At 47.1% G+C, this 19,087-nt stretch carries 17 protein-coding genes, 1 other RNA gene and 2 pseudogenes; 15 read left to right on the forward strand and 5 right to left on the reverse strand.

The genetic code is table 11. From position 1 onward, the window contains the following. Positions 1-11: 11 nt before the first annotated feature. Genes ICN14_RS01770 through ICN14_RS10340 form a run of 3 tightly spaced genes read left to right on the forward strand, consistent with a single transcriptional unit; the run spans position 12 to position 1,995 of the window. A complete protein-coding gene (locus tag ICN14_RS01770; RefSeq protein ID WP_216224402.1) occupies positions 12-509 on the forward strand; it encodes a LexA family transcriptional regulator in 498 nt (165 codons plus the stop codon). After that, positions 506-1,807, forward strand: a complete 1,302-nt coding sequence (locus tag ICN14_RS01775; RefSeq protein WP_216224403.1) for a Y-family DNA polymerase — start codon at positions 506-508, stop codon at positions 1,805-1,807. The genes ICN14_RS01770 and ICN14_RS01775 overlap by 4 nt, the downstream gene beginning before the upstream one ends. Before the next feature lie 56 nt (positions 1,808-1,863). Then, the gene (locus tag ICN14_RS10340; RefSeq protein WP_255535920.1) at positions 1,864-1,995 is read left to right on the forward strand and encodes a hypothetical protein; all 132 of its coding nucleotides are present in this window, start codon (positions 1,864-1,866) and stop codon (positions 1,993-1,995) included. A gap of 103 nt (positions 1,996-2,098) precedes the next feature. Here the strand turns inward: ICN14_RS10340 and ICN14_RS01780 are convergent, their stop codons facing one another. The 5 genes and pseudogenes from ICN14_RS01780 to ffs all read right to left on the reverse strand — a co-directional run bounded on the left by ICN14_RS01780 (position 2,099) and on the right by ffs (position 4,115). After that, positions 2,099-2,758: a putative quorum-sensing-regulated virulence factor gene (locus ICN14_RS01780; protein WP_216224404.1), complete on the reverse strand. Its 660-nt coding sequence runs from the start codon at positions 2,756-2,758 to the stop codon at positions 2,099-2,101. Positions 2,759-2,766: 8 nt separating this feature from the next. After that, positions 2,767-3,046, reverse strand: a pseudogene (locus tag ICN14_RS01785) (Fis family transcriptional regulator). Positions 3,047-3,072: 26 nt separating this feature from the next. Beyond that, positions 3,073-3,375, reverse strand: a complete 303-nt coding sequence (locus ICN14_RS01790) for a HigA family addiction module antitoxin (RefSeq protein WP_216863196.1) — start codon at positions 3,373-3,375, stop codon at positions 3,073-3,075. Positions 3,376-3,379: 4 nt separating this feature from the next. Beyond that, positions 3,380-3,655, reverse strand: a complete 276-nt coding sequence (locus ICN14_RS01795; RefSeq protein WP_216224405.1) for a type II toxin-antitoxin system RelE/ParE family toxin — start codon at positions 3,653-3,655, stop codon at positions 3,380-3,382. A 362-nt stretch (positions 3,656-4,017) separates the two neighbouring features. After that, positions 4,018-4,115, reverse strand: an RNA gene (gene ffs / locus ICN14_RS01800) — signal recognition particle sRNA small type. 32 nt (positions 4,116-4,147) lie between these two features. On the opposite strand from ffs, the gene dnaX reads away from it, so the two are divergent. The 12 genes and pseudogenes from dnaX to rlmD all read left to right on the forward strand — a co-directional run bounded on the left by dnaX (position 4,148) and on the right by rlmD (position 19,062). After that, entirely contained in the window at positions 4,148-5,821 is a 1,674-nt protein-coding gene (dnaX, locus tag ICN14_RS01805; protein WP_216224406.1) for a DNA polymerase III subunit gamma/tau, read from the forward strand. A gap of 40 nt (positions 5,822-5,861) precedes the next feature. Continuing rightward, a complete protein-coding gene (locus tag ICN14_RS01810) occupies positions 5,862-6,185 on the forward strand; it encodes a YbaB/EbfC family nucleoid-associated protein (RefSeq protein WP_046330302.1) in 324 nt (107 codons plus the stop codon). Positions 6,186-6,210: 25 nt separating this feature from the next. Further along, on the forward strand, positions 6,211-6,834 hold the full coding sequence (recR, locus tag ICN14_RS01815; protein WP_216224407.1) for a recombination mediator RecR: 624 nt from the start codon (positions 6,211-6,213) through the stop codon (positions 6,832-6,834). Between the two features lie 208 nt (positions 6,835-7,042). Continuing rightward, entirely contained in the window at positions 7,043-8,455 is a 1,413-nt protein-coding gene (locus ICN14_RS01820; RefSeq protein WP_216224410.1) for a carbohydrate porin, read from the forward strand. A gap of 175 nt (positions 8,456-8,630) precedes the next feature. Beyond that, the gene (locus tag ICN14_RS01825) at positions 8,631-10,157 is read left to right on the forward strand and encodes a TolC family protein (protein WP_216863197.1); all 1,527 of its coding nucleotides are present in this window, start codon (positions 8,631-8,633) and stop codon (positions 10,155-10,157) included. A 6-nt stretch (positions 10,158-10,163) separates the two neighbouring features. After that, positions 10,164-11,438, forward strand: coding sequence for an efflux RND transporter periplasmic adaptor subunit (locus ICN14_RS01830; RefSeq protein WP_370624794.1), 1,275 nt, complete (start codon positions 10,164-10,166; stop codon positions 11,436-11,438). Then, positions 11,439-14,516 carry a CusA/CzcA family heavy metal efflux RND transporter gene (locus tag ICN14_RS01835; RefSeq protein ID WP_216224413.1) on the forward strand — a complete coding sequence of 1,026 codons (3,078 nt, stop codon included), beginning with the start codon at positions 11,439-11,441 and terminating at the stop codon, positions 14,514-14,516. A 34-nt stretch (positions 14,517-14,550) separates the two neighbouring features. Then, entirely contained in the window at positions 14,551-15,345 is a 795-nt protein-coding gene (gene surE, locus ICN14_RS01840) for a 5'/3'-nucleotidase SurE (RefSeq protein WP_216224414.1), read from the forward strand. A gap of 29 nt (positions 15,346-15,374) precedes the next feature. Beyond that, a pseudogene (locus ICN14_RS01845) lies at positions 15,375-15,998 on the forward strand (protein-L-isoaspartate(D-aspartate) O-methyltransferase); the annotation flags it as partial. Beyond that, positions 15,995-16,789: a peptidoglycan DD-metalloendopeptidase family protein gene (locus ICN14_RS01850; RefSeq protein WP_255535921.1), complete on the forward strand. Its 795-nt coding sequence runs from the start codon at positions 15,995-15,997 to the stop codon at positions 16,787-16,789. The pseudogene ICN14_RS01845 and the gene ICN14_RS01850, both read left to right, overlap by 4 nt. A 31-nt stretch (positions 16,790-16,820) precedes the next feature. Continuing rightward, positions 16,821-17,642, forward strand: coding sequence for a 3'-5' exonuclease (locus ICN14_RS01855; RefSeq protein ID WP_216224416.1), 822 nt, complete (start codon positions 16,821-16,823; stop codon positions 17,640-17,642). Further along, positions 17,635-19,062, forward strand: coding sequence for a 23S rRNA (uracil(1939)-C(5))-methyltransferase RlmD (gene rlmD / locus ICN14_RS01860; RefSeq protein ID WP_216224972.1), 1,428 nt, complete (start codon positions 17,635-17,637; stop codon positions 19,060-19,062). Before ICN14_RS01855 ends, rlmD begins: the two co-directional genes overlap by 8 nt. Positions 19,063-19,087: the final 25 nt, after the last annotated feature.

Genomic DNA, 19,087 nt, shown 5'->3' on the forward strand with positions numbered 1-19,087 from the left:
TATTAGAACCCATGGCACTTATCGCACTTCCACAAAGCTCCTCAGAAAGCACGCTGACCCAGGACCCACAGGCCTTGGCAGCCAATGGCGCCTATGAGTTCAAGCTCCTGAGCCACCGCATTTCAGCGGGATTTCCGAGCCCAGCAGCGGATTATGCGGAGGAAGGTCTCGATTTAAACCACTATTTAGTCCAAAACAAGCCAGCTACCTTCATGTTCACCGTCAAGGGTGATTCGATGATGGGTGCGGGTATTTGTGACGGCGACAAGGTGGTGGTCGATAAAGCCCTCAAGCCAAAACATAAAGACATTGTTGTTGCCGTAGTGGACGATGAGTACACCATCAAGCGCCTCTATCAATTGCGTGGCAAAACCGAGCTTCAGCCAGAGAACCCAAATTACGAGCCCATTACCTTTAACGAGAACAGCGAACTCCAAATCTGGGGTGTAGTCGTTGGAGTAGTGCGCAAGTACAGCCACGCAAGCAGCAGAAACGGGAGGTCCGCATGAACCAAGCTGGCCAAACTAATCAACTCTTCGCACTCGTAGATGTGAACAACTTCTACGTATCTTGCGAGCGCGTATTTGCTCCCAAGTTAGAAGATGTACCAATGGTGGTGCTATCCAATAACGATGGTTGTGCAGTAGCGCGTAGTGCTGAAGTTAAAGCGCTGGGCGTGAAGATGGGTACACCCTGGTTTCAGATGAAAGATCTGGCTAAGCAACATGGCATCCAGGCTTATTCCTCAAACTACACTTTGTATGGCGATATGAGCGGTAGGGTAGTGGAAGTCTTAAGAAAGTTCACACCCAATCTCGAGGTCTACAGTATTGATGAGAGCTTTCTGCAAATCGAGACAGTGCTCAAGCAATATGCTGACCCAACTAGCTTAGGTCAAATCATTAAGCAAGATGTTAAAGACACTACAGGCTTGCCTGTATGCGTTGGTATTGGTGCTAGCAAGACTCTTGCTAAGTTAGCCAATCACTTGGCTAAAAAGAATCCCCAGTTTGCTGGTGTATGTGACATCAGTTCTATGTCTAAAGAAGCGCTCTATCAATGGATGGCAGAGACAGCCGTAGGTGAGGTGTGGGGTATTGGAGGCAAGACTGCCAAGAAACTCAAAGAGCTCAAGATCAATAGCGTATTTGATCTAGTGCAAGTATCACCACAAGCGATGCGTCAACAGTTTGGTGTTGTAATTGAGCGCATTTGCTACGAGTTGCGTGGCGTATCTTGCCTGCAGCTCGAAGAAGTGGCCCCAGCTAAACAGCAGATTATTTCTTCAAGAAGCTTTGGTAAGCCAGTGACCTCCATGGAAGAGTTAGCTGAGTCTGTTGCTACTCATGCTGCAAGAGGTGCCGAGAAACTCAGAAGCCAAAAGTCAGTCACGGGCGCACTCACTATTTTTGTGCAAACCAATCCACATAAGCCGTTTGAGCCACAACACCATCAAAGCATCACAGTAGTTCTGAGCGACCCTAGTGACAACACCTTAACCCTCACTAGCGCTGCATTAAAGGGGCTAAAGCAAATCTATAAGACAGGCTTTAAGTACAAAAAAGCAGGCGTCATTCTCAATCTCTTGGCTGACAAACCCACCATGCAGCAATCATTATTTGATGACATGGAAGTCAAAGGCAAATCTGCTGGACTCATGAAAGCCATGGACTCGATCAATACTCGTTTTGGTAATGCCGCCATCAAAACCGCAGCATCTGGAACTAAGCAAGACTGGCAAATGAGATCAGGCAATAGATCGCCAAACTACACCACGCAGTGGGATGAATTACCCGTAGCACGATAAATAATTAATCAACCAATCAAGTAAAAATCAAGCAAAAGCAAACAAGGAGAAATCAAATGGAACTATTAAATAACTTCAACGGCATCTCATTCGCAGTGATCGTAGTTTTGTCTTACTGCACCGTATTAAAAAACACGAAGCGCAACGAGCGTAGTAATACCCAAGTATTTAGCCGCAAGTATCAGTAAGGAAGCAGAAGTAAAGCGGAAGTAAAGAAAAAACAGAACAAGCAGCAGCTGCCTGGAAGGGGAATAAGGAAATCACGGATTCCTTATTCCCTAGTAAAGGCATTTATTTGGCTTCAAGAGCTTTGCGCAAGAATTCCGATACGTTGTCTTGACGCAGCATCCATTGCTTATAGTCAGATGGAACCATGCTGATCAACTCACCTTTGTGTTTACCAAAAGGCATAACGGTTGGAATGCGAGCTTTCTCAGACATCTCCCATAAAGCATCTAAAGAAGATGGCTTCAGCTTCTCAATGATCTGTCCAAGAATCTTAGAGCAGATCCACACATCAGCTAACGCGCTATGCGCATCACGCAATTGCTCTCTAGCAGTAGCTCTTTCAAAGTAATAGAGCAGGGCGCTTTGAGTATGACTATCTAAATCAGGCCAAAGGCTGCGAGCGAGAGCAAGGGTGCAAATACGTTTAACTTCAGGCTTGCCAATAGCCTCCCAGTCAAAATCAATGCTGTGACCAATGATGTACTTAGTGCCGGCAGGCAATCTAAATGAAGTGCTAGCAGGGCAGTTAACCAATTCCTCATCCATGATGTGGTGAGTTGCCAAAGCACCCAAGCTAATTGGCTTGCCGGGGTTGTAACGCTGGACCCAAGGATTACCAACCGCTAGAGGATTGATGGAAGTGACGTCTAAAGATGCGGCCTCAATAATGACGGCATTGTTCTTATCGGTTGCTTCTACATCGAAAATAATGGCTTGTGGCATGGGCTTCTTTAGTAAAAGATATTTGAGTGACTATTGTGCCTTGAGTTCGGCTTGTCCTTGCCAAGTGCGGATGCAGCGCTTGTTGATGTCAGTGGCGTGAGGCTTGCATCTGATTCAGCTGGTAAGCATTTTCTTGGCCACTAAAGTCTTGGTAAGCCTTTGCTTAATCATTTCTTGTTCAATTTGCCAGGCGATAACTCTTCTGACTGCCACTGCACTAGAGTGGTCAAAGATCGATTCTTGTTTTAAGAAATCATCAAAGCTACTGCCAATATATTTCTTCTTCATGAGTAACCTCTAGCCTTAAGGTGGAGTTACGCTGCCAAAAGGCCATTGAATAATGGAATCTTTGGCAAGATTTTTTTGAGCTTCAACTCTGCATGCCACAAATCGTATTTAGATTGCATTTCAATCCAAAGCTGGGGCCCATTGCCCAAGAAGGTTCCGAGTCTTAGGGCGAGCTCAGGCGTGATGGCGCTTTTTTCAGAGAGAACGGCATGTAATGTTTGTCTTGATACCCCAAGATGCTTTGAAAATTCAGTGACAGAAATTCCCAAGGTGGGGAATACATCCTCTCTCAGAATGGCTCCAGGGTGGGTAGGGGATCTTTTGCGCATGATGTTAGTGATAGTTTTCTAAGTTAACTCGGTAAGCATTCTCTTCAAGCCACTCAAAAGTGATGCACCAGGGACCATTAATATGAATGCTAAATCTTTTAGGCTTTCCTTCTAATCCGTGAAAGTTAAATCCGGGGACATTTAAATCGCTCAAACTCATTGCAGAATCTATTGCATCTAGGCGCCGAAGAGTTCTGCTAACTAAAACTCTATTAATTTTGCTACTTTTACCTTCGGTAAATAATTCTTGTAAACCTTTGTGAATAAACGATTGAATCATTCAGGCATTTTAATTCTGAATGCTCAAGTGTAAAGTAAGACCTTACACTTGTAAAGGCTTAAAAAGCTTGTGCTTATTCCACTCCCTATGAATTCTTGATAGTCTTATGACTTAATCTTTTCCTACGCCCAAATCATCCTAAATCCCTGTTCTTTAACCTCCTAAACCTCTACGCTGAATCTTTCTGACTACCGGGGGATTAGGCATGCACCTAGCGATTGAATGTAGACATAAGCAACAACGCCTGTTTAGATTAGTAATGGATTCCCGGGTAGTCCTAGTTCTACTGATTATTTGGATGATTTGGGGAATCTTCAGGGTCTTAAAGATCCTGTAATCAAGCTAAATCTGGCTTGGGGAAGGTGGACGAGCCCGACCCCCGGCACTGACAGAATTGGGTTTGGCTGCTTCGTTCCCGACCTGACCAGGTTATCCAAACCGCCATGCGGGGAGGCCCGTCCAATTCCATTTTAGCTTGTTAGAATGTAATACATGACAGCATTGGCTTTAGCCCGTTCGTGGCGCCCTAAAACTTTCTCCCAATTGGTAGGACAAGACCATGTGGTTAAGGCATTAACCCATGCCTTAGACCAAGGTCGACTACACCACGCTTGGCTCTTTACAGGCACTCGTGGGGTCGGAAAGACCACAATCGCCCGCATTATGGCCAAAGCCCTCAATTGCACCGGGGAAGATGGCCAAGGGCGCATGACCTCAGAACCCTGCGGAAAATGCCCAGCTTGCCTCGAAATCGATGCTGGACGCTTTGTTGACTATATCGAGATGGATGCTGCGAGTAATCGCGGGGTAGACGATATTGCAGCTCTATTAGAGAAGGCAGCCTACGCTCCAAGTAATGCGCGTTACAAGGTCTACATGATTGACGAGGTGCACATGCTCACCAATCATGCCTTTAATGCCATGCTCAAAACGCTCGAAGAGCCGCCTGAACATGTGAAGTTCATACTGGCGACTACTGATCCACAAAAGATTCCAGTAACGATTCTGTCCCGCTGCTTGCAGTTCAATCTCAAGCAAATGCCAGTACCGCTCATCGTTGAGCATTTAGAAAAAGTACTCGCCGCAGAAAAAGTGGATTGCGAAACCAATGCATTGCGTGTTTTAGCAAAAGCAGCACAAGGCTCCATGCGCGATGCCTTATCACTCACTGATCAAGCCATTGCATACGCCGCTGGCAAAGTATCTGAAGAAGCAGTGCGCGGCATGCTCGGCACATTAGACGATGCATACCTCATCAGAATTCTAGATTCACTAATAGCTAAAGATGGCGCAACGCTATTGGCAATTGCCAATGAAATGGGTGAGCGCAGTATGTCTTTCTCATTAGCACTTGCAGATTTATCAAGCCTCATTCAGAAAATCGCTGCTGCACAAATCGTTCCAGAATCTGTTTTAGAAGATTGGCCTGAAGCTGCAGAAATTCGTCGCTTAGCTAGCGCACTGACAAAAGAAGAAGCGCAACTCTTCTACCAAATCAGCATTACTAGTCGCCCAGATTTATCACTAGCTCCAGATGAGCAAACTGGTTTTGCCATGACGCTCTTGCGCATGTTGGCCTTTCGTCCCGGAAATGAAACGCCAGGTAGAGCAGGGAATTCAGCGCCACCAGTAGCAAGCGCCCCAAGACCAGCGGCACCAGCAAATCAAACTGCTGCTCCGGTCAGGTCGGCGCCTGCAGCATCTGCTCCAGCACCTATGGCGGCTAAGCCTGCCGCTTCAGCTCCTCTAGCTCCTGCACCAGCGGTCACTGCATCTGCAGCCAATCGTCCAGACTGGCATGCCTTGATGCGTCAGTTGCCGGTTAAAGGTTTGGTTCAGCAGTTAGCGTTTCAGACAGAGTTACAAGATTGGGAAGATTCACCAGCAGGCGTGCGCGCTACTGTTGTGACGCCAATGCCGCAGCTGGCTTCAGAAGCGTCAGTTGGTCGTCTGGCTGATGCATTAAGCGCACACTTCGGCAAGCCGATCAAAGTATTAATAGAGAAGGGTGAAGTTGAAGGCAAGACAGTAGCTAAAGTCGATGCGCAGATTCATCAAGAGAAAAGACAAAACGCAGAGCAGATGATTGCTCAAGATCCATTTATTCAGCAATTAGAAAAAGAGTTTGGAGCCAAAGTAGTTGGTGGTTCTGTTAAGCCTCTTTAATTGTCAGATTTAACAATATTAGATACAAGGAAATAAAGCGATGATGAAAGGTGGCCTTGCTGGTTTGATGAAACAAGCCCAGCAGATGCAAGAGAAGATGAAAGTAGCGCAAGAGCAATTGGCTGCGCTAGAAGTCACTGGCCAAGCAGCCGGTGGTTTGGTTAAAGTCACCATCTCTGGCAAACACGAAATGAAACGCGTTCAGATCGATCCAGGTGCAATGGATGATCGCGAAATGCTGGAAGACTTATTAGTCACTGCCTATACAGAAGCATTCAAACAAGTAGAAGCCGCTAGCTCACAAGTGATGTCTGGTGCTACTGCTGGTATGCCAATGCCTCCTGGCTTCAAGTTGCCTTTTTAATCATTAATAAAAAACTGTTTATTTAATGGCACGTCAAGAAGCTCCACAAGATGCCCTCGGTCGATTGATCGAGGCATTGCGTGTATTGCCTGGAGTAGGGCCAAAGTCAGCACAACGCATGGCTTTCTATTTGCTGCAGCACGATCGCAATGGTGCAGCAGTTCTTGCCCAGTCATTAGGTGAAGCTGTAGATACAGTGGGGCACTGCGCTCGTTGCAATACCTTCTCTGAAACCCAAATCTGCGCAACTTGTAATGATGATCGTCGTGATCCATCTTTACTATGCATTGTGGAAACACCGGCTGACCAAGTGATGGTCGAGCAGACATTAAGTTTCAAGGGCAATTACTTTGTATTGATGGGCCGCATCTCGCCACTCGATGGCATGGGTCCGAATGAAATCCATTTCGATCGATTGCTTAATCGCATTGAATCTCCGGATACTGGAGTGCCAGTCAGAGAAGTTGTTCTGGCTACGAATTTCACAAGTGAAGGTGAGGCCACAGCCCACTACATTGGTGAAGTACTCAAATCCAAAGGTATCAAAGTCACCAGAATCGCCAGAGGTATTCCGGTAGGTGGTGAACTTGAGTATGTGGATGCAGGCACCTTGGCCAGAGCGCTGATGGATCGCCGTACTGTTGGCTGAGCGCCACCTCAGCAACATCTCTCACTCCAATCGTCACTAAATCGACATAAATTCTAGGTAAATTGCCTCTTTTTGGGGATAATTTGGCCTGCACCACTGTTGAGCTTCAATCTCACGCCGTGCCTATCCGAGTTGTCTTGTTTTTACCCCGGTAGATCTGGCCCTTAATCTTCATTGGCCATTGATGCTAAGCATGATGAAATTGTGAATGACCCACAAATCCTATCTTCTCCTGTTGAGCTTGCTTGCTGCCTTTTGCAGCACGACTACGCTCGCCCAGAAGGCGGGATCTGGCTCAGACCAAATTGCCACTTTTGCTTCTCCAATTGCCGATTTGCCTACAGAGGGTGAGTTGTTTGGGTTGCCTGTAAATATTCACGGCCAAACGACTTACATCAATCAGCGTTATAACAATTTCAATTCATCCTATTCTGGTCAGAATAGTTTGGATGCTCAGAAGTCGATGAGTTACACATGGTCTGGTACCTTGTTCTTTGGCGCACGTCTTGCGCCGAATACCGATGTCTACTTCAACCCAGAAGTAGTGTCTGGTGTGCCATTCTCCGATCTTTCTGGTTTAGGTGGTTTCACAAACGGTGAGGCGACTAAAGCCAATGGCGCGCAAGCCAAGTTTTATTCTGCGCGTGCTTTTGTTCGTCAAACGATTAATCAAGAGGGCGATAAAGTCGTTCTGGAGAATGAAGCCAATCAAATTACGCAAACTGTCAGTAGTAATCGTGTTGTATTGACTGGCGGTCAGTTCTCTACACTCGACATCTTTGATGACAGCCGTTACGCTAAAGATCCCCGCATTCAGTTTATGAACTGGGGCAATATGACCTATCTGGCCTATGACTACGCAGCTGATGCGAGAGGCTACAGCTGGGGCTTGGCGGGTGAGTGGTATCTCGATAACTGGGTGATGCGCGCCTCACGCATGCTTGCTCCTAAATCACCAAATGGCCGTGATCTTAATTGGCAAATCTTCAACACCTATGGCGACCAAGTAGAAGTAGAGCGTCAACATAACATTGCCGATCTTCCTGGCAAAGTCAGCGTCTTGGCTTATCGTAACAAGATGATGTTGGCTCGTTTCTCAGACGCCACTAATTATGTAATTCAAAATAATGCGCAGGGCACTCAAGCCATTAACAATGTTCGCAACAACATGCAATACAAAACCGGTATTGGTTTGCATGGAGAACAAGCTTTAACAAAAGACCTCGGTGTCTACGGTCGCGCATTTACATCAGATGGCCATACCGAAACAATGTCCTTCACTGAAGCAGACAACTCGATCTCTGTTGGTATGGGCATGAACGGTACAAGTTGGAAGCGCCCAAACGATAGTATTGGCATATCCGTGATGCAAAACGGCTTATCTAGCTATCGTCGTTCCTACCTGCAAGCAGGGGGTGTGTCTTATTTCATTGGTGACTACGCTAGCCCAAGTCAGACTATTTCGTATTCTCCTGAGCGGATCGGTGAGGTCTATTACAACGCCACTGTCATTAAGAATGTTCTAGCAGGATTGAACTTTCAGCACATCATTAATCCCGCCTATAACTCTGCCCGCGGACCGGTAAACATCCTATCTTTTAGGGTTCACGCCGAGTTTTAAGCATTGCAAGGTGGTTCAGATTAATTATTGTCTTTAGAATCAATAAGATACGAAACTCCAATAATTCGACTTTTGGGATTTCTCACCTATAATCGTTCAACCCCCCTAAAAATTCAGGGAAACCTGCATCTGGGGCTATAAAAACAGCATTAGTACAGATTTAGAGGCAGCCGATTTGATTCACGGCCATAAAAAAACGAGCACATTTGTTGATGCAAGATTAACCCCCAAGCACCGGGTTGCTTGTGCCGTCGCTTCCTTATTTTTTGTATCTTCTGTTTTTGCCCAGTCAAATGCCCCCATACCGGCTAGCGTCACAGTCCAAACGAATGAATCGAAGGACTCTTTGTCAGCGCCGCCAGTTGTAAGTAATGAAACTGCTAATCCTGCCAATGCCGCATCGTTGTTTGCACCAGTAACGAAGAGCGATACACCCAAGATCTACACCAAGGGTGCACCATCAGGCCCGGCTGAAATGGATTTGCGTCAGCTCTGGACTGAACTGAAATTAAACAACCCGCAGTTGTCTTCATTGCGTGAGTCATACCTATCTGCCAAAGCCACTGTGCCGCAAATCAATGCGCCAGCCAACCCGCAGGTCGGTTTGGTGTGGTCTGGTATGCCAGTCAATTCACCATTTGCTTTGGGTGGGGCTAATGCACCAACACCGCAATATCAAAATGGCATCAGTAGCAATAACGCCATATCCATTGCTCAGCCGTTTCAGTTCCCAGGTAAAAAGAGCCTGGCATCAGACATTGCCAATACCAATGCGGAAGCCTTGCTTGCCCAAAGTGAAGCAACCTATTTGCAGTTAGGTGCACAGCTTTCGACTCTGTATTACGGTGCATTGGCATCGCAAAAGCAATTGCAAGTTTTAAAAGAGTCTGTCATGCGTTTGGAGATGATTAAGAACGTCGCTAAGGCGCGTTACTCCAACAATGCGGCTGCTTATGTTGAATACCTCAATGCGCAGGTGGCACAAAGTGCAGCGCAAGCAGATCAATTTAATGTAGAGCGCCAACTATCGGTTGCTCTAAACAATATCAATACTTTAGTAGGTCGCCACTCCAGAGAAAAGCTTGTACTGCGTGGGGATGTCCGCCGCGCAATGAATAGTGTCCCAACATTAATTGAGTTAGAAGACTATGCCGAAACAAGTCATCCCTCATTAAAGAGTTCAGCATTGCAGTTAGAGGCAGCACGCAAAGGCGTGGATTTGGCGAAGAAGGCTTATTTGCCAGACTTCCAAGTGATTGGTTCTTCCTTTACCCCGCGCGGCCCATTCTCGGCCAATAACGGCGCGATGTTCTATCAGTTTGAGTTGGACTTAATTATTCCCTTGTATTTCTTCACGAAAGAGAAATACGGGGTAGAGCAGGCACAGCGCAATCAAGCTGCAGCCGAAGCGGGCAATATCTCCAATCGTCAACAGATTGTGCTGGCGGTGAATGGTGCCTATGCTGCGTATGAGCAAGCAAAGAATCAAACGCAATTTCTCAAAGAGCGCCAAGTTCCCCAAGCAGATGCTGCTTATAAGGTTGGCCTCACTCAGTACTCCAATAATGGTCAGGGATTTAATGATTTGCTGACAGCGCAAACCCAATTGCGCAATCTCGAAGTTCAATTGGCGCAAGCGGAGAGCAATCTTCTCCAAGCGCAAGCAGTGTTGCTAGTGACATCTGGCAAAGAACCTTTTTAAGGAGCAGTGTTGAAAGACAAAATTCTTTCTTTTCTAAAGCAGTTTGCTGATAAAGCAAAGCCTATTACTGATAAGGCATTACATTTTGGTGGCCACAGACTGCAGGTAGCTCTTGCAAGTGTTGCTGGCCTGTATTGGAATCTCAGCCCACAAAATCGTCATCGCGTTCGCTTGGCTGCCTTTGCTTTTGCCATTCTTTCAGTGGGTATTGTGGTCGGCCGCATTACCAATGTGAACCGTAACGTCAAAATTGAAGCCTCTGATAAGGCATTGAAAGTAGAGAAGAGCGGCATCTTGGAGTTAAAGCTTGCTGGCATCAAGCTCAACCCAGAAATTTACATCTTCCAGACTGCAGAAAAAGTCCAGGTACCCATCGACATCAAAGTGCCAGGTCGTTTAGCGTTCAATGCTGAAAAGTCTAAAGTTCTTTCTGCGCGCGCACCAGGGCGTGTAGAGCGCATCTATGCATTTGATGGTGCCGAGGTCAATATTGGTTCTCCAATAGTAGAGCTCTATAGCCCAGAATTTCTGTCTGCTCAGCAAGAGTATTTGCTTTCATCAAAAATGGCGAAAGTATTAGAGACTAATAAGACCATGAGCGACTTGCTAGGTGATGCCCGCATTACCCAACAAGCTGCCGCAAACCGTATGCGTAATCTCGGTGCTGGCGATGGTGATATCAAAGCAATTGAAACGACTGGCAAAACCCAAAACAATTTAGTAATGCGTTCCCCACTCAAGGGAGTGGTAGTCAAGCGTAATGTCGAGCCTGGTTCAGCTTTAAGTGCTGGTGATGTAATTGCCACTTTGGCCGATCCAAAGCAACTTTGGTTCTTGGGCAATGTATTTGAGCAAGATTTCCGCTTGATTAAGCCAGGTCAAAAAATGATTCTGCAAGTGGAAGCCTATCCAGATAAAGAATTTGTGGCTTATGCGAATTACGTTGCCCCAACGATTGATCCGCAAACTCGCGCTTTATTGATTCGTGCAGATATTGAGAACAACGACGATCTCCTGCGTCCAGATATGTACGCTTCTGCCAAGTTAACTACTGGCATGGCGGATGCAATTGTTGTCCCACAAACGGCAGTAGTGCGTATTCGTGAGATGCGTTATGTCATTGTGAAAGCTGGTGATGAGGTTTACCGCCGCTTGCCGGTTAAAGGCTATGACCTCAATAGCAAAGCTTTTGCCATTACCGAAGGTGTAGAGCCAGGTTCACGTGTCTTGGCTGAAGGCGCAGTCTTGTTAAACGATCGATTCGCAAAGCAGGAAGACTAAGTGAGCGCGTTTACTTCCTTTATTCGAGGTGTACTTGAGAAACGTGTGCTGGTCATCGTTGGCTCGATCGTGCTCCTCGGTTTGGGAATGTTCAGCCTTTCTAAGCTACCAATTCAGCCTTACCCAGGCGTAGCGCCATTAACGATTCAGGCGATTTCACAATGGCCAGGAAGAAGTACGACTGAGGTAGAGCAGCAAGTTACGATTCCGGTCGAGAATGCCTTGGCCGGTATTCCAGGCTTGCAAGCCTTCCGTTCGGTCTCTTTGTTTGGTTTATCTGTTGTTACCTTGAAGTTCAATGACACGACTGATCCATTTAAAGCGCGCCAAACATTTATTACCAGTCTTGCGAATGTGAGCTTCCCGCCTGGAGTCACTTCCAGTATCAGTCCGGATTCGGATGCGACTGGCGAGATCATGCGTTATGAGGTGAAGTCGGATTACGCTTCATCGACTCAATTAAAGACGCTACAAAACTACGAGATCTATAAAGAGCTCAAACAAACTCCTGGTGTAGCTGACGTTTCCTCTTTTGGTGGCAAGGTTCGCCAATACCAAGTGATTGTCAGCCCGGAGAGTCTGCAGTCTAAGGGCGTTACCGTTAATGAGCTGATTGCTGCTTTAACGAATGCCAATAGCAATACTGGTGGCGGCCTATTACCCAGCGGTGAACAGCAATTTGTAGTCCGTGGAGTAGGACTCTTACGCAATATTGATGACATTAAGCGGGTAGTGATCTCCATTCACAATGGAGTGCCCATCCGAATTGGTGACGTAGCTGGGGTAGAGATTGGTAATGCACCGCGTTTGGGTTTATTCCAGTTCAATGAAAACCCAGACTCTGTTGAAGGCATTGTTTACTTACGCCGTGGCGAGAATGCCACTGAAGTTTTAGCTCGCGTTCGCAATACCGTTGAAAATATCAACAAACAAGTACTCCCACCCGGAATTGAAGTGGTGCCGTTCTATGACCGACAAGTGCTCTTGGATATCACCATCGGCACTGTGAAGCACACATTGTTCTTTGGCATTTCTTTAGTTCTCGCGGTACTCTTTTTCTTCTTGGGTAATTTGCGCGCAGCAGCAGTAGTAGCAGCAGTGATTCCATTAGCGCTGTGCGTCTCATTTATTCAGATGCATCTGTGGAGCGTGCCTGCGAATTTGATTTCTCTTGGCGCGATTGACTTTGGTGTGATCGTTGACTCTGCAGTGATTCTGACGGAGAACGTCATGCGCCACTTGGAAGAGGGTGGCAAGCGCCTCAATCAAAGCATTATCTTAGCGACCAGTGAAGTGCAGCGCGCCATGATTTACTCGACTGGAATCATTATTGTTGCCTACTCCCCATTATTCTTCATGGGCGGAGTAGAGGGCATCATCTTTAAGCCAATGGCATTCACCATGGGCTTTGCTTTGATCGCTGCCATGGTTCTGAGCTTAACCTTCTTGCCAGCCATGATCTCTTTGGTATTTGGCGAGAACTTACATCACAAACCACCGGGATTTATTACCAAGCTTCTGAATGGCTACAAACCGCTATTGAGAAAGTGGATGGATCGCCCATTAACGGTTGTATCTGTTGCGGTATTTGTTCTAGGTCTGACCTTATTAAGTGTGACTCGTCTGGGAACAGCCTTCTTGCCAACCCTGGAAGAGAACAATATTTGGTTGCGCGTCACTTTGCCAAATACCGTTGATCTCGACTACTCTGTCAAGATAGCCAATCAATTGCGTGAGACTTTCTTAAAGCAACCTGAGATTGATAAGGTTGCAGCCCAGATTGGCCGTCCCGATGATGGTACCGATTCCACTGGTGTATTTAATCAAGAATATGGTCTCTATTTAAAGAGTCCTGACAAGATGCCAAGCGGCTCCAGCAAGAAAGACCTGATCGCCCACCTTGAAACTGAGCTTAATAAAATTCCGGGTGTTACTTATAGCTTTTCTCAGTACATTCAGGACAACGTGAATGAAGCGCTCTCCGGCGTGAAGGGTGAGAACTCCGTCAAGATTTACGGAACTGACCTAGAGGTCTTAGATCAAAAAGCCCATGAGGTGATTGATCAGCTCAAAAAAGTACGCGGCGTAGCGGACGAGGGCGTTCTCAAAGAGTTGGGTCAGCCGACTTTAAATATTCAGATCGATCGTGAACGTGCCGCGCGTTACGGTATTAACGTGAATGATATTCAGACCGTGGTTGCTAACGCCATTGGTGGTGCTGCAGTTACCAACCTCCTTGAGGATGAAAAGACTTTTGGCATAGCCATTCGTTTAAATGAAGGTAGTCGCAATGACGTGGCCGATATTGGCCACCTCTTAGTGGACTCGCCTAACGGGCCATCCATTCCCTTATCGATGGTGGCAACTGTTCAGTTAAGTGACGGTCCATTCTTTATCTATCGAGAAGCAGGCAAGCGTTACATCGCTATTAAGTTCAGCGTACGTAACCGTGACTTAGGTAGCGCGGTGGAGGATGCTCAATTCTTGGTTGAGAAAAATATCACCTTGCCACCAAACTACTCGATTAGTTGGGATGGTCAATTCAACCAAATGAAACAAGCGCAGAAGAAATTGATGTTGATCGTGCCATTGGCATTACTGGGCATCTTCTTGTTGCTGGTTAGTGCTTTTGGTAATTTCCGTGATGCGGTGATCGTCATGATCAACGTGCCATTTGCAGCTATTGGTGGCGTGATTGCTTTGCATCTTGCGGGCGAGACTTTGAGTATTTCTGCTTTCTTTGGATTCTTATCCTTATTTGGCATTGCAATTCAGGATGGTGTGATTCTGATCTCCTTTATTAATAAGACCGCCGCTACCGAGCATGGCGAGATGAAAGATGTCATGGTGGAGGGTGCTTCCTTGCGCGTTCGTCCGGTATTGATGACGGCTGCGCTTTCTGGTTTAGGACTCTTACCAGCTGCTTTATCTCACTCGATTGGCTCTGAGGCTCAACGTCCTCTGGCTTTGGTGATTGTGGGTGGCATGGTGACAACGACTATTTTGACCCTCTTGGTACTGCCAGTAATATATGGATGGTTCAGAGGTCGTTCATTGACCCCATTGGCAAAAGCCTAAGAGTATTGATCAGAAATCAAAGGGTATTCCAAGCATGAGTGAAAACACAAAGCAGCCACATATTCTGATTTCAAATGATGATGGCTATCTTGCTCCTGGTCTTTTAGCTCTGGTCAATGCCATTCGCCCATTGGGTCGTGTAACAGTCATTGCCCCAGAGCAAAATCACAGTGGCGCCTCTAACTCTCTCACGCTTTCGCGACCACTCTCTATTCATCGTGTAGCTGGAGGTGAGCGTGATGGATTCTTATTCATTAATGGCACTCCAACTGACTGTGTGCATATTGCGATGACCGGTTTCTTGGATGAGAAGCCTGATCTCGTAGTTTCTGGAATTAATCAGGGCGAGAACATGGGCGAAGATACTCTGTATTCCGGTACTGTTGCTGCGGCAGTTGAAGGTGTGATGTTCGGTGTTCCTGGTATTGCTTTCTCACAAATTGATAAAGGCTGGAACCGCATTGAAGATGCTGCAAAAGCAGCGCACGATATCGTGGCTCAAATGCTGGTATCTAAGTTGGCGCATAGCGAAGGCCCTGCAACTTTGCTGAACGTGAACATCCCAAACCGTCCTTATGCTGATCTGTATCGCTGGAGAGTTACTCGCTTGGGTAACCGCCACCACTCCCAGCCGGTGGTAGTTCAAAAAAGCCCTCGCGGCGAATTGATTTACTGGATTGGTGCAGCAGGGGATGCAAAAGATAGTTCAGAAGGAACAGACTTTCATGCGATTGATGATGGCTGCATCTCGATCACGCCAATGCAATTGGATCTAACTCATCATGCCCGTTTAGCCGCTATGCGTGCCAATGGTTGGGATCGCGGTTGAGGCCAGCCGCTGAGCGTAATGCCGGTCATCGGCAAGCCTTAGCAGCGAAAGTACTCGCTGCTGGGATTAAGCACGGCAAAACATTAGAAGCGATTGCGACTGTTCCACGCCATGCATTTATGGATGCAGGTATGCATCCTCAAGCTTACGAAGATACCGCTTTACCAATTGGCCATTCACAAACGATTTCTAAGCCATCTGTAGTGGCTCGCATGATCGAGCTATTGCATAAGCCCAAGCAGTCGCTAGGCAAAGTATTGGAGATTGGTACCGGCTGTGGATACCAAGCAGCAGTACTCAGTTTGCTATCAGATGAGGTGTATTCCATAGAGCGTATTCGTCCATTGCACGATATGGCTAGAGAAAAACTGCGCCCATTTCGGATTAAAAATCTGCGCCTGATCTACGGGGATGGCATCTTAGGTTTGCCCCAAGCCGCTCCATTTGACGGAATTATTCTGGCAGCAGCAGGCTTAGGTATTCCAGACGCCTTACTAGATCAATTGGCCATTGGCGGGCGCTTAGTCGCCCCAGTGGCCAAAAATGAGAAAGAGCAGCAATTGATCATGGTGGAGCGGATGAGCTCCCAGCGCTATCAAAGAACCGTTCTGGACGAGGTCTTTTTTGTCCCCTTACAATCAGGGGTAGTATGAAAAACCCAATGAATACCTTGCCTAAATACTTCTTATTGCTAGCAGCAATTGCATCCCTGGTGCTCAATACGGGTTGTTCAACGACTCCAAGAGCTAAGCCAGCGAATGTCGTTGATCGCACCAATGGAAACAGTGAGCCTACGCCTCCTGGTTACTATCGTGTGAAGCGTGGTGATACTTTGGCTCGGATTGCATTGGATAACGGTCAATCTCCTCGCGATGTGGCGCAGTGGAACAATATGTCGAACCCCAATCAGATTGAAGTAGGGGATTTGATATTAGTGAAGCCACCAGCAGGGTCTAAGTCTGCGGTAAAACCAGTCGCCAAGCCGCCAACAAATATTGATACTGCAAAAACAGATGCGCCAAAGGTTGATGCTGCCAAGGCAGATACACCAAAACCAGAAGCTCCAAAAGAAATGGTTGCTGAGCCTGGAATTCGTTTGTCATCCCCAGCTAAAGGCAAAATAACTGAAGAGTTCAATGACAAGAACAAAGGCATTGATATCGCCGGTAAGTTAGGCGATCCTGTGACCGCAGCTTCAGATGGAAAAGTGGTTTACGCCGGCAACAGCTTGCGTGGCTATGGCAATCTAGTCATCATCAAGCATGACAATACCTATCTCACAGCCTATGCTCATAATCGTACACTTCTGGTTAAAGAAGGTGACACGGTAAAGAAAGGGCAGAAGATTGCTGAGATGGGCGATACCGATGCTACTTCGGTAAAGCTCCACTTCGAACTCCGCGTGAATGGCAAGCCAGTAAATCCAACGCCATACTTGCAGTAATCGCCATCAATAAATTGCTAGTGATTTAAGTATGGCAACGGTTCTCGTCTTCGATATTGAAACTATTCCGGATGTAGCTGGACTACGTCGCCTCAATGACTATCCTGATACATTGTCAGATAGTGAAGTCGCTGCTAAAGCGATGGCAGAGCGCGCTGAGAAAACAGGTAGCGAGTTTTTGCCACTCTATCTACAGCGTATCTGCGCTATCTCCTGCGTCATACGCAGAACAACCAAGGATGGCTCACCGCAAATAAAGGTGGGAACCTTGGGCAACCCTCAAGATGATGAGAAGGTATTGATACAGACCTTCTTTGAGCTCGTTGAAAAATATACCCCCCAGTTAGTGTCTTGGAATGGCAGTGGTTTTGATCTGCCAGTTCTGCACTACCGCGCATTAGCAAACCATGTGCAAGCACCGCGCTACTGGGAGATGGGTGAGAGTCAAGAAAACGATAGCCGCGAATTTAAGTGGAATAACTACATTAGTCGTTATCACATGCGTCATCTCGACTTAATGGACCTACTGGCTAAATTTAATGGTCGCGCCAATGCGCCTTTAGATGGATTGGCAAAGCTCTGCGGTTTCCCGGGCAAGATGGGCATGGATGGCAGTCAAGTCTGGCCTGCTTATCAAGAAGGCAGGATTGATGAGATCCGTCGCTATTGCGAAACCGACGTTGTTAATACCTACTTGATGTACTGCCGCTTTCAGTTGATGCGTGGAGGCTTCTCATTAGAAGAGTACAAAGAAGAAATCACTTTCGTTAAAGCCTATTTAGAAAAAGAATCTAAAGAGCCGCATGGCGAGCAGTGGCAAGAATACCTCTTGGATTTCGCTCCCGATGCGTAGAGGTGAAAAGCCAGTCCATATCGTTGTGACTGAGCCAGTACGAGTTGACTCCCTTGATCTAGATGCCCAAGGCATTGCACGCCTAGCTCCGAATGAAGCAGAGGCTGCCGAGGGCCAAAGTGGTAAGGTCATTTTTATTCAGGGGGCACTGCCAACTGAGCTCGTTACCTATGTCATCACACGTGACAAAGCCCGTTTCAGTAAGGCCAAGGTACTCGACATCCTCAAGCCTGCAGTATTTCGAGCTGAACCCAAGTGCAAAGCATTTGGGGTTTGTGGTGGTTGCACCATGCAACACTTGGATATACGGGCGCAAGTTGCAATGAAGCAGCGTGTACTTGAGGATGATCTCAAGCACATAGCAAAAGTCGCCCCCGAAGAAATTCTTCGCCCCATGGGTGGTCCCGCTTGGGAGTACCGTCATCGCGCGCGCTTAAGTGCGGTTAATCGCTCGATCAAAAAAGGCACCGTGCTGATTGGGTTTCATGAAGGGAAGAGTGGTTATGTTGCTGACATGACTGCTTGCGAGATTTTGCCTAAACACGTTTCCGATCTGCTTCCAGAAATGCGTAAATTGGTCATGGGCTTATCCATTGTCGATCGCATGCCGCAGATTGAGATTGCTGTAGGCGAACCAGAGGATCCCAATTCGGATGATCCAAAAAAATCAAAGCCAGTCACTGCATTGGTTTTCAGAAACCTCCTACCTTTAACACCAGCTGATGAACAACTGCTCAGAGACTTCGCAGACACCCATCAAGTCTGGGTGTGGTTGCAGCCTAAAGGCATTGAAACCGTTGCTCCGTTCTACCCATTAACGGGCAAGCTTTGTTACCGCCTGCCCGAATTTGAAATCGAGATGCCGTTTAAGCCGGCGGATTTCACGCAAGTGAATCACATGATGAATCGTGCTTTGGTCAGTAGGGCGATTCGCTTGCTGGAAGTGAAGCCAAGTGATCGAGTCCTCGACTTGTTCTGCGGTATTGGTAATTTCACATTGCCGCTCGCAAGACGAGCAAAAACTGTATTAGGTATCGAGGGCTTAGAAAGCCTGACCACTAGAGCCAAAGCCAATGCGGAACACAATCAGCTCGCCGATAAAGTCAGCTTCATGCAAAGCAATTTGTTTGAAGTGACAACAGAAACAATTGCCTCATGGGGCAAAGCTGAGCGCTGGCTAATGGACCCTCCGCGTGAAGGCGCCATGGAGATCTGCCAAGCGCTAGCCTTACTGCATGAGCAGCGCAGTGACTTGCCACCGCAGCGCATTGTGTATGTCTCTTGCAATCCAAAGACGCTAGCTAGAGATACTGACATCCTTTGCCATCAAGCGGACTATGTCCTCAAGAGTGCGGGCATCGTCAATATGTTCCCTCACACTTCACACGTGGAGTCGATGGCGGTATTTGAAAGACCCTGAGGAATGAACAGGCAAGTATCGAGAT

The sequence above is a fragment of the Polynucleobacter sp. MG-27-Goln-C1 genome (assembly GCF_018881905.1).
In the GTDB taxonomy this organism is placed as follows: domain Bacteria; phylum Pseudomonadota; class Gammaproteobacteria; order Burkholderiales; family Burkholderiaceae; genus Polynucleobacter.